At 60.5% G+C, this 9,073-nt stretch carries 7 protein-coding genes; 6 read left to right on the top strand and 1 reads right to left on the bottom strand.

Annotated features, from left to right (window positions below):
* The first annotated feature begins 186 nt into the window (after positions 1-186).
* Together ASD07_RS18125 and ASD07_RS18120 are read left to right on the top strand one after the other, a co-directional pair.
* The gene (locus ASD07_RS18125; protein WP_162246574.1) at positions 187-777 is read left to right on the top strand and encodes a hypothetical protein; all 591 of its coding nucleotides are present in this window, start codon (positions 187-189) and stop codon (positions 775-777) included.
* A 90-nt stretch (positions 778-867) separates the two neighbouring features.
* Positions 868-1,521, top strand: coding sequence for a DUF6445 family protein (locus ASD07_RS18120; protein ID WP_055933471.1), 654 nt, complete (start codon positions 868-870; stop codon positions 1,519-1,521).
* An 8-nt stretch (positions 1,522-1,529) separates the two neighbouring features.
* Here the strand turns inward: ASD07_RS18120 and ASD07_RS18115 are convergent, their stop codons facing one another.
* Positions 1,530-3,140 carry a hypothetical protein gene (locus tag ASD07_RS18115; RefSeq protein WP_156398061.1) on the bottom strand — a complete coding sequence of 537 codons (1,611 nt, stop codon included), beginning with the start codon at positions 3,138-3,140 and terminating at the stop codon, positions 1,530-1,532.
* Between the two features lie 46 nt (positions 3,141-3,186).
* On the opposite strand from ASD07_RS18115, the gene ASD07_RS18110 reads away from it, so the two are divergent.
* From ASD07_RS18110 to ASD07_RS31285, 4 genes are all read left to right on the top strand, one after another.
* On the top strand, positions 3,187-4,173 hold the full coding sequence (locus ASD07_RS18110) for a hypothetical protein (protein WP_156398060.1): 987 nt from the start codon (positions 3,187-3,189) through the stop codon (positions 4,171-4,173).
* Between the two features lie 202 nt (positions 4,174-4,375).
* Positions 4,376-4,999: a PEP-CTERM sorting domain-containing protein gene (locus tag ASD07_RS18105; protein ID WP_055933463.1), complete on the top strand. Its 624-nt coding sequence runs from the start codon at positions 4,376-4,378 to the stop codon at positions 4,997-4,999.
* Positions 5,000-5,081: 82 nt separating this feature from the next.
* The gene (locus ASD07_RS18100) at positions 5,082-8,366 is read left to right on the top strand and encodes a hypothetical protein (RefSeq protein ID WP_055933460.1); all 3,285 of its coding nucleotides are present in this window, start codon (positions 5,082-5,084) and stop codon (positions 8,364-8,366) included.
* 17 nt (positions 8,367-8,383) lie between these two features.
* Complete coding sequence (locus ASD07_RS31285) at positions 8,384-9,061, top strand: hypothetical protein (RefSeq protein ID WP_162246573.1); 678 nt, start codon at positions 8,384-8,386, stop codon at positions 9,059-9,061.
* Positions 9,062-9,073 lie beyond the last annotated feature (12 nt).

The following is a 9,073-nucleotide window of genomic DNA, read 5'->3' as shown; positions in this document are numbered from 1 at the left end:
AAATTCGCCGGCGTTTAAACTCCGCTTCCCAGCGGTGTTGGGAACATCATCGGTTAAAGTAGCGTGGCGCTCAAGACGGCGCTGCGTTGACGCTTACTCTTCAACTGCTGGCTGGGTAGCACCTTCCTGCCTATCCGGGAACTGGGCAGCGGCACAGTCACCGCTTATGCCGGCCGTGTGCGCGGCGTGACGGAAGCGGACTGCGGCCTGCCCGTCTGGACCTACCTCGATGGCGCCGCCAGCGACGACGAATCCGTAGCGCTGGACCGCCTGTGCCGCACGCTGCACGCCATCAACTTCTTCCGCGGCGAAGAGCCGGACACGCGCCCCCTTCACCTGAACGTTCACGACCGCCTGCTCAGCGCCGTCAGCAGCAACCATGGCATGGCATTCCGGCGCATCCTCGACTCGCTCGGGCTTCCGCTCGGACAGATCGTACTGCAATTGCCGGCCGTGAACGCGCGCCAGAACTGGATGCTGAACTACGTGGCCGACAACTATCGACGCAACGGCTTCCGCATTTCGGTGAAAGTAGCCACCGCGGTCCAGCTGCCCTCCGTGTTCGGCCACGCCCGTGTGGATGCGGTGCGCATCGCCAGCCTGCACGGCACCGGCACCGCCGAATTGACGCACGTCCTGGCGCGGGCCGCCGCCTTGAACGTGGAAATCCTGGTCAAGGACGATACTCCTGCCCTGCGCGAAGCCGCCGCACGTAGCGGCGCCCGCGTGCTGGTGCAGGACAACGCCAGGCGCGCAGGCGACCGCCTGGCGGCCTGATGCCGGCATCGTCCCGTAACGTATCAATCTGAACACAGCGGGGGCGTTAAGAATCCGTTAAATCGCTGTTTTCTTGCTACGCTCTACGCCATGCTGCCAATCATCCCCTACCGCAAACCCCAATTAGGCCGTGACTATTGGGTGCAGGACGACTTCCTGCCCAATGCCCAGGAAATCTCACAGCGCTGCTACAACCACGACTACTGGGAACTCGGCGCCCCCTACGCCAACGAACCCTGGCCCGGCAAGCGCACGCCGAACGCACTCACGCCACCCGAGATCGAATTCGTGGAAACGTGGGTGAAGAAGATGACCGGCGCCAAGCGCCTGTGGCAGGAAGCGACGCCCCAAGGCACATCGCTCAATCACAACTACGCCCAGCTGGTAGGCATGCCGGATTCCGGCGCACGTCCGCACACCGATTCGACCAAGCTATGCCGCTACGCCTGCGTAATCTACCTCACGCCTGATCCCGATCCGGATTGCGGCACCTCGTTCTACCGCCAGCGCCAGCCAAACGGCACGCTGGGCGGCAACCTGTGCATGCCGCCGCACGTCAACCTGCGCGAAGCGCTGAAGGTGAAGGGCCTGCCGCCCGACGCCTGGCAGGAAGACGTGCGAGTTGAGAATCGCTTCAACCGCATCCTGCTGTACAAGGCGAACCTGGTGCATTCAGCGACCGGGTATTTCGGCTTCGACCATCTGGATAAACGCCTAACGGCTGTTTTCTTCTGGATGGCCTGAGGTGCGGGCTAAGGCCGGGTCAACAAACTCTGGATATCGGCGCAATAAGTGTCGCAATACTGGAAGACATAGCCTTCGTCAAAGCCGATGGCTTTCGCCTGGTCCACATGTTTCCTGGCGGCCGCCGCATTCCCTGCACGTTTCAGTGTCGACGCTTTCATGAGATAGGCGAGCGATGTAGTGTTCGACGCCATCGGGTACTTCATTTCCTTCAAGGCCTTTTCGCCGTAGACAATCGCACCGTCAATATCATGCATGAAAAACAGCAGGAAATGCGAATAGTTCCCAAGGGTCCACGCGCTGGGATTTCGCTCCAGTTGCCGCTTGTAATAAGCCGCCTGCATGTCTTTGCGGCCGAGGCGGGAATAGGCAGCGACCAGCAGGGATTCATTCGCGAAGTCCGGTTCACTGTCTGCCAGGCCCTCTTCAATCTTGATCACTTCGGCGTAATCCGACTTCAGCCACATCATTAATGACTTGCCCGCCATTACACGGCCTCGCGGCACATCGCCCGCCTCGCCGGCCTTCAGCAATTCACTGGCTTTGCCGATGTCACCGTTACCAAGGGCGATAGCAAATTTTCCGGTAAAGATCCGGCCATTGGCGGATTGGGACGGCTTGACGGCATCCAGGATCTTGTCGGCCGCAGCACTGAGCTTCGGATCATAAATCCCGATCATGTTCTGGGTCTTCCAGTAGCCCTTTGCCAGAAACCACTCTGCCAATGCAAGATCCGCGGATTCCAGCCCCGGCGTTTCTTTCCGCTGCCGTTCAATAATCTCATACGCATGGTCCAGGACTTCCGGCGTCCCGTGGTAGGCGCCCGTCAGCCTGACAGCGATGCGCATGCGCTGCTCAGGATCCTTGAACGAATCAAACAGCAGCTGCGAAATATCGGCACTACGCACCGGATGGCCGGTGAATCCCGAAAAATCACTGATGAAGGCAATAGCCGACACCAGGGCCTTGCCGTTATCTTTCGATTGGATCAAGGCCTTTTTTGCATAGGCGAGCGCCTTGTCGTATTGCCTCATGCGGCCGTACAAATCGGCGAAATTATTGTAGAGCCAAGGGTCCGAAGTTCCGATACGTTCGGCACGCTCAAGCGATTTTCTCGCACTCTCAAAATCTTCAACATTCAAGAAGGCATGGCCAGCCAGCACGTAGGACTTGGGGTAAGACGGGTCTTTCTTCTGCACCTCGGCAATGATTGCCAGCGCGTCGCGATTGGCCTTCTTGAAATCATTGGTGCCGGTCGCCCCGCGCATGATGGCCAGGCGGGCTTTCTCGATATAGATCGGCAGGAAGTCCGGATCGGATTTGATCAAACTGTCGATCATCACACCTGCGGCAACCAGCTTCTCGTTCTCACCGCTCCAGTCGTCCAGCACTTTCATTGTCTCGGAAAGCAGTTCCCTTTTCTGAGCGCTTAATTGTGAAGCCTCAGTTTTGAATCTGGGAGCGGCATAAGACGCCGTTGCGCCCAAAAGAGCGGCGCAGAACAGGACTGTATTTCCAAAATTTCGCATGACGGTAATCGGATTGCTAAAAACGATATATTGCCACAAAGAAAATTCTCGTGGATTGCGATCCGGTGTTACTTGCAAAATAAGCAACATAGTCTTATGATCATTGCCGCCAAGACAAAACTTTTTCTGGAACCCTATGAAACGATTTACTGTATCAGCGATTATTCTTGCGACACTTTGTGCATGTGGCGGCGGTGGCGGCACAACAAACAGTTCTAACGGGACGGGCGCGCCTCTGACTCCCACAACCCCTGCGCCCCCTGTAGTTGCCTCCATCAACGCGAGTCAAGCATTCAAGAATTTTATCCAGACCGATCAGACGATCCCACTGTCGTCAAATGACGGCTCGCTGGCAACGGCAACCCTGATTATCAAAGCCGAAGAATCCTATCCATTTGTGACCAATGGCAAATCACAAAGCGTCACGAATACCAGGATCATCCAGTTGCAGCGCATTGACGCCAGCGGCCGCCTGGTAAGGCAGAGTCTTTGGAAGTTCCATCTCGACGCAAATATGGCGCCCCTCGGCGTTGCCTACGGCGCGGATAACAACGCATTTAAAGAGTGCATTTCTGTCGCGAACAAGAGCGAACTGCCGACGTCAACCAACTCCTCAGGCGTCCTCTTCTCGGGCTTGCGCACAACCGGCTATAGCGAGGCGTTCCGCGCTGGCGCATTCGCGCACTATTGCGATCCGACACCCGATTACACCGCGACTGCTGAATGGTCTGTGGTTGCCGGTGCCCCCAATCCGTATTTCTGCATGACCTTGCCCATGGGATTTTCGACGACCAAGGTGCGCATCTGCACGCCGGTTGACAGCGTGGGAAACCAGAGCAAATCGCTTTGGATTCGCTCCCTCAACACGGATGGATCAACTGTGGTCGACTATAAAGACACCTCAGCGAATCGACCTGTAGAGCAATTCAGCAACGTTATCAATCCAAAAGATTACTGGTACGGTGCTGTGTGGCGTCCGCTTGATGGCTATATTTATCAGCGCTATGAAGATACGAAGTTTTCCTCGGAGCAGGCTTGCCGCGAGCAATCTGCTATCGACTGGAAGAAGACCTGGATCGCTTCAAATGTTTCCTGGACGTGCACGCACGTGACGTCAAACTAAAGCAGGCCGCGCAAGCCCGCTTGAATGCGGGCTTGCGCAATTCCGCGTTCACCCTAACGGTCGATTTGAAAGCAAGTGTCGTTTGATCTTACAAATTAAACAATGAAAGTCAAACGACTTCTTTTCAATCAAATACTTATCAATCTGGCATAACTTCTGCTTAAGGCTCCCAGCACGCAAAATCAATTCTTAGGGATCAGGTATGAACAAGCGCATCCTCAATGTGGGAAAACTGCTTACGGCCGGCCTTGCCTGGCTCGGCGCCATGGCCGGCAGTTCGGCGGGTACCTTGTCCTACAGCTTCGATTCCTTTGCCGACAGCACAAGCCTGACCAGCCAGTACAGCGGCTTGCAGTTCACGCATGCGACTATCCTGAAAAGCGGCGTCAGCCTTAACGAATTCTCTTTTCCACTCCATTCGGGAACCAACGCCCTCCTTGACGACGGCGGTCCTATCGTCATCACGTTTGCCACCCCGGCCCAAGCCGTGTCGGGCTACTTTACTTATTTGAGCGGACTGACAATGTCCGCCTACGACAGCAGCAACAGGCTGCTCGCACAAACCAGCTCTGCTTTCCTGAGCAATGCGGCTGACGGCACGGGCGATCCGGGCAGCGTCGCGAACGAGCTGTTGAGCATTGCCGCTGCTGGCGGCCTGATCGCCCGCCTCGAAATCAGCGCCGCAGCAGACGGCTTTTCGTTCCTGCTCGACGACCTCAGCGTCACTACCCCGGCCACCGACCTGCCTGAGCCGGCCAGCCTGGCACTGGTCCTTGGCGGGCTGGCCCTCATGCTGCGCCGACGCAGCAAGTTCCGTCATCCCTGAAGCCCTTGCGGGCGAATTCCGGCAATCCATCTGAAGCAAAGCATTGCGCCCGCGCCCGTCGCGGATGCGCCAAGGAGCAAGCATGAGAATCGTTTATTCTGCGATCCATACGGCCGTGCTGGCGGGGGCAGCCCTGCTGTCCGGCCAGGCCGCGGCCGGCAGCCTCGGCACGCCTGTGCTTAGCCCTGCCAGCATCGCGGCAGCTATGCCGGCCACCGTCAAGGTCGTCGTGGCGATCAGCGATCCGAATTACATTGCAGGCAGTGCCAATGTGCAGCGGCTGAACGCCGACGGCAGCGTGCAGAGCATCGTCGGCGTGCTGCATGACGATGGGCGGCAAGGCGACGCCATTGCAAACGACCAGTTGTACACGCTGGACATGCAGCTCAATGAGGCGAATGCAGGCAGCGTGCGCTTCCAGGTCTCGGCCGCCTACAAGCGCGAAATCAAGCGCACCCTCTCGGCCCCGCTTACGCTGGCGGTAACGGGTGCAAGCGGCGCTCCCAAGATCACGGCCGCCAGCTTCAGCGTCGCCAGCACCCCGGCCGGCGCCGCTGTGATCGGCCTGGCCAGCGCCAGCGTCGAGTCCGAAGTCCCGCCCACTTCCCTCGTGCTGCAGAAAATCGATGGCGACGGCGCGGTGCTGGCGAACCTGGGCCAGTTGCATGACGACGGTGCGGAAGGCGATGCGCAAGCTGCCGACAAGATCTACAGCCTGCTCAGCACCATCCTTGAAAACGCGCCCGGTACCGTGCGCTATCGCGTGGCCGGCAGTTTCCCCGGCTACAGCCAGGCGGTGTATTCCAGCGTGCTCAGCGTAGCGATCACCGGCACCGCCACCAGCGCCGAGATCACCGCGCCGGCCAGCGGAGCCTACCTGAACACGCCGGTGGTCACCGTCTCGGGCAAGGTCGGCGACCCGGCCGCCCAGGTCACGCTGAACGGCATCGCCGCCATTCTCAGCGGCACCAGCTTCAACGCCTCCGTTCCGCTCAATGAGGGGCCCAACACCATCACGGCCGTCGCCACCAATAGCGGCGGCAGCACCACCACCAGCAGCATCCTGGTCACGCTCGACACCACCGCACCGAAAATCGAAATTTACTCGCCGTCCGCCAACGGCAGCACCAATGCCGCCAGCGTCACCGTCAGCGGCATGGTCAACGACATCGTGGTCGGCACCGTCAATCCGCAGCAGGCTACCGTCACCGTCAACGGCATCAGCGCCGAAGTGCTGAACCGAAGCTTTACGGCACGCGAAGTGCCGCTCAGTCCCGGCGCCAACACCATCCAGGCCACGGTCACCGACCGCGCCGGCAACCGGGCGACCACCAGCACCACGCTGACCCGGCTGGCGGCAGCCGGCGGACTCCGGCTCGTATCGGGCAACAACCAGAGCGGCCCGGCCGGCAACCTGCTGCCCGCGCCACTCGTGGTGGCGCTGACCAATGCCCAAGGCGCGCCGCTCGCCAACCAGCCTGTCGTGTTCAGGGTCGTCGGGCTGGACGGCACACTGGCCGCCGGCACGGCCCCGGGCAGCGCGCTCTCCGCGCTGGCCGTCAATACCGACACCGAAGGCAAGGCCAAGGTGTTCTACCGCCTGGGCCGGCGCACCGGCAGCGGCAACCTGGTCGAGGCCAGTACCGCCGGCAGCCAGGCTACCGTCGACTTCGTTGCCATCGGCGCACCCGGCGGCCCCAAACTCATGGTGGTCGACTCCGGCAATACCCAGACCGGTGTGGTAGGCCAGCCCCTGCCCCTGCCCTTGATTGCCATCGTCACCGATGCCCACAACAACCGGCTCGCCAACATTCCCGTCACCTTCCAGGTGAAAGGCGGCGGTGGCGGATTCGGCGCGACGCACCAGGCCACGTACCAGACCACCAGCGACAGCGATGGACGTATTGCCGCGACCTTGATCCTGGGACCGGACCAGGGTGTCGGCAACAACGTGGTGGAAGCCAATTTCACCGGCAACCCCGGCTTCGCGGCTGCCTTCAGCGCTACCGGCCTGGTGCCGGGACCGGCGGCGCAAACCCGCATCACCGGCGTGGTGCTGGACAACAGCAACAACCCTCTCCCCGGCGTTACCATGCGCCTGCTGCACATTACCCAGGGCAACCGCAGCAATATCCCGCAGGAGATGGCGACGCCCGTGCAAACCGACGCGCAAGGCCAGTTCGTAATGCAGCCGGTACCGGTCGGCGTGTTCAAGCTGATGGCCGACGGCGGCACAGCCGCTCGCCCCGGCACCTGGCCGACGCTGGACTTCGACATGATCACCGTCGCGGGCCAGAACAATACCCTCGGGATGCCGGTCTTCCTGCCCGAAATCAACCCGAACAACCGCATCTGCGTCAACGAAACCACGGGTGGCACACTGACCCTGCCCGAGGTGCCCGGCTTTGCCCTGGCCATCGCGCCCGGTTCGGCCACCTTTGCCGGCGGCTCGCGCAGCGGCTGCGTATCGGTCACACCGGTCAATATGGACAAGGTGCCGATGGCGCCCGGCTTCGGCCAGCAGCCGCGCTTCGTGGTCACCATCCAGCCGGTCGGCACCCATTTCAGCCCGGCCGCGCGCATGACCATGCCCAACGTCGACGGCCTGCCTCCGCGCGCCGTGACCGAGATGTATTCCTACGACCACGACCTGGCGAGTTTCGTCGCCATCGGCAGCGCCACGGTAAGCGAGGACGGCGCAACCATCACTTCCGATCCGGGTGCCGGCGTGATCAAGGCAGGCTGGCACTGCGGCGGCGACCCGAACACCTCCGGCTCCGCCGGCACCTGCCCCACCTGCAAGCAATGCCAGGGCAGCACCTGCGTGCCGGTGGCCGATAGTCCGGCAATTCCGCCACCGCCTGCATCGCCAACACCAGCGGCGAGCAACGACAATGGCGATGCGGTCGCACTTGGCGAGTTCGGTGCCAATACCGGTTTTGGTTACGATGAGGCCTTAAGCTGCGCGTCCATCTGTGCCGGCGGCAGCGAACAGGCGGCAATGAACGGCGACATCACCCCAAAAGCCGCCTGGCGTGTCACCATTCACACCAAGGCGCAAGTTGCCGGCTGCGGCGCGATCACGCGCACCGCCGCCAATATTTCGCGCACCACGACGCATGAACTGAAGCACGCCAGCCTCCTGATGTCAGTCATCAACGGGGCAAAAGGCATCGTCGGCACAAAGTACGCATCAATGCAGGCATGTAACCAGGCAAAAACCGCCGCAGTGACACAGCTCTCCGCCGACTGGAGCGCCATGGTGGCACGCCAGGCGGCGCATACCGATTTCGCAGGGGAGATGCGTTATGGCTTCCAATGCCAGGGCGGTGTGACGGTGGAAGTGCCAAGTGGCGTAACGTATTGATCGAAGAGGAGGAAGGCATGAAACGATTGATCAAAGGACTACTCATGATAATCATCTGCAGCGCAGGACCGGCCGTCCTTGCGGAGGACGTCTTTTACCCGGGCGGTAAAAAGCAAATTCTTTCGACCGCCGAAAAGGTCCAGCGCAGCATGGGCAACGCTGCGTTTATCGCGGAAGGCCGCTTCATCGCCGCGCAACCGGGCCATAAGATGGAAGTCCTGGACAACGCCAGGGGGATGCAAGAGCTGGAATTCCAGATTAGCCAACGCTTCGATCACGGCAAAGCCGTCGCCGGCAAAACCATCCCGCTGAAACTGGTCACCTACCGCCCCGCGGAAGGAAAAGCGGCGCTTTCGGACAGCCAGGCGCTGTCCTTGAGCCGCGATGTCGAGCGCAAGGCCAGCGGCAGCCTGGTGGTCTTTGACCAGTACCAGAATGCGCTGGCAAACGCGCGTGCGCCCCTGCTGAAGGCGCCGGACTACCTCAAAGAGTTCTTCGTGGTGCCAGTCGCTGTCGGCGGCCTTGACAATCCTTACCGCTTGGCCGATGTGGTTGTGCAGCTGCGGAAGAAGTACATCATCTTCGTCATGCGCGAAATCGATGGCAGCAAGCCGACCACCATGTTCCAGAACGAACTCGATATTTACGATGCAGACGATGCCGAAGTCATTGCGGCGCTGGGCAGCACAAAATAAACCGAACCCGGG

Origin of the sequence: Duganella sp. Root336D2, assembly GCF_001425005.1 — a bacterium.
In the GTDB taxonomy this organism is placed as follows: domain Bacteria; phylum Pseudomonadota; class Gammaproteobacteria; order Burkholderiales; family Burkholderiaceae_D; genus Rugamonas.
Note: the sequence above shows the minus strand (reverse complement) of the source record. Positions and strands in the feature narration are given on the sequence as shown.

What these genes read in the sequence shown, in the direction of transcription:
- ASD07_RS18120 (WP_055933471.1), top strand. Translation starts at nt 868, where the DNA reads ATGCTGCCAATCATCCCCTACCGCAAACCCCAATTAGGCCGTGACTAT.
- ASD07_RS18115 (WP_156398061.1), bottom strand. Translation starts at nt 3,140, where the DNA reads ATGTTGCTTATTTTGCAAGTAACACCGGATCGCAATCCACGAGAATTT.
- ASD07_RS18100 (WP_055933460.1), top strand. Translation starts at nt 5,082, where the DNA reads ATGAGAATCGTTTATTCTGCGATCCATACGGCCGTGCTGGCGGGGGCA.
- ASD07_RS18110 (WP_156398060.1), top strand. Translation starts at nt 3,187, where the DNA reads ATGAAACGATTTACTGTATCAGCGATTATTCTTGCGACACTTTGTGCA.
- ASD07_RS31285 (WP_162246573.1), top strand. Translation starts at nt 8,384, where the DNA reads ATGAAACGATTGATCAAAGGACTACTCATGATAATCATCTGCAGCGCA.
- ASD07_RS18105 (WP_055933463.1), top strand. Translation starts at nt 4,376, where the DNA reads ATGAACAAGCGCATCCTCAATGTGGGAAAACTGCTTACGGCCGGCCTT.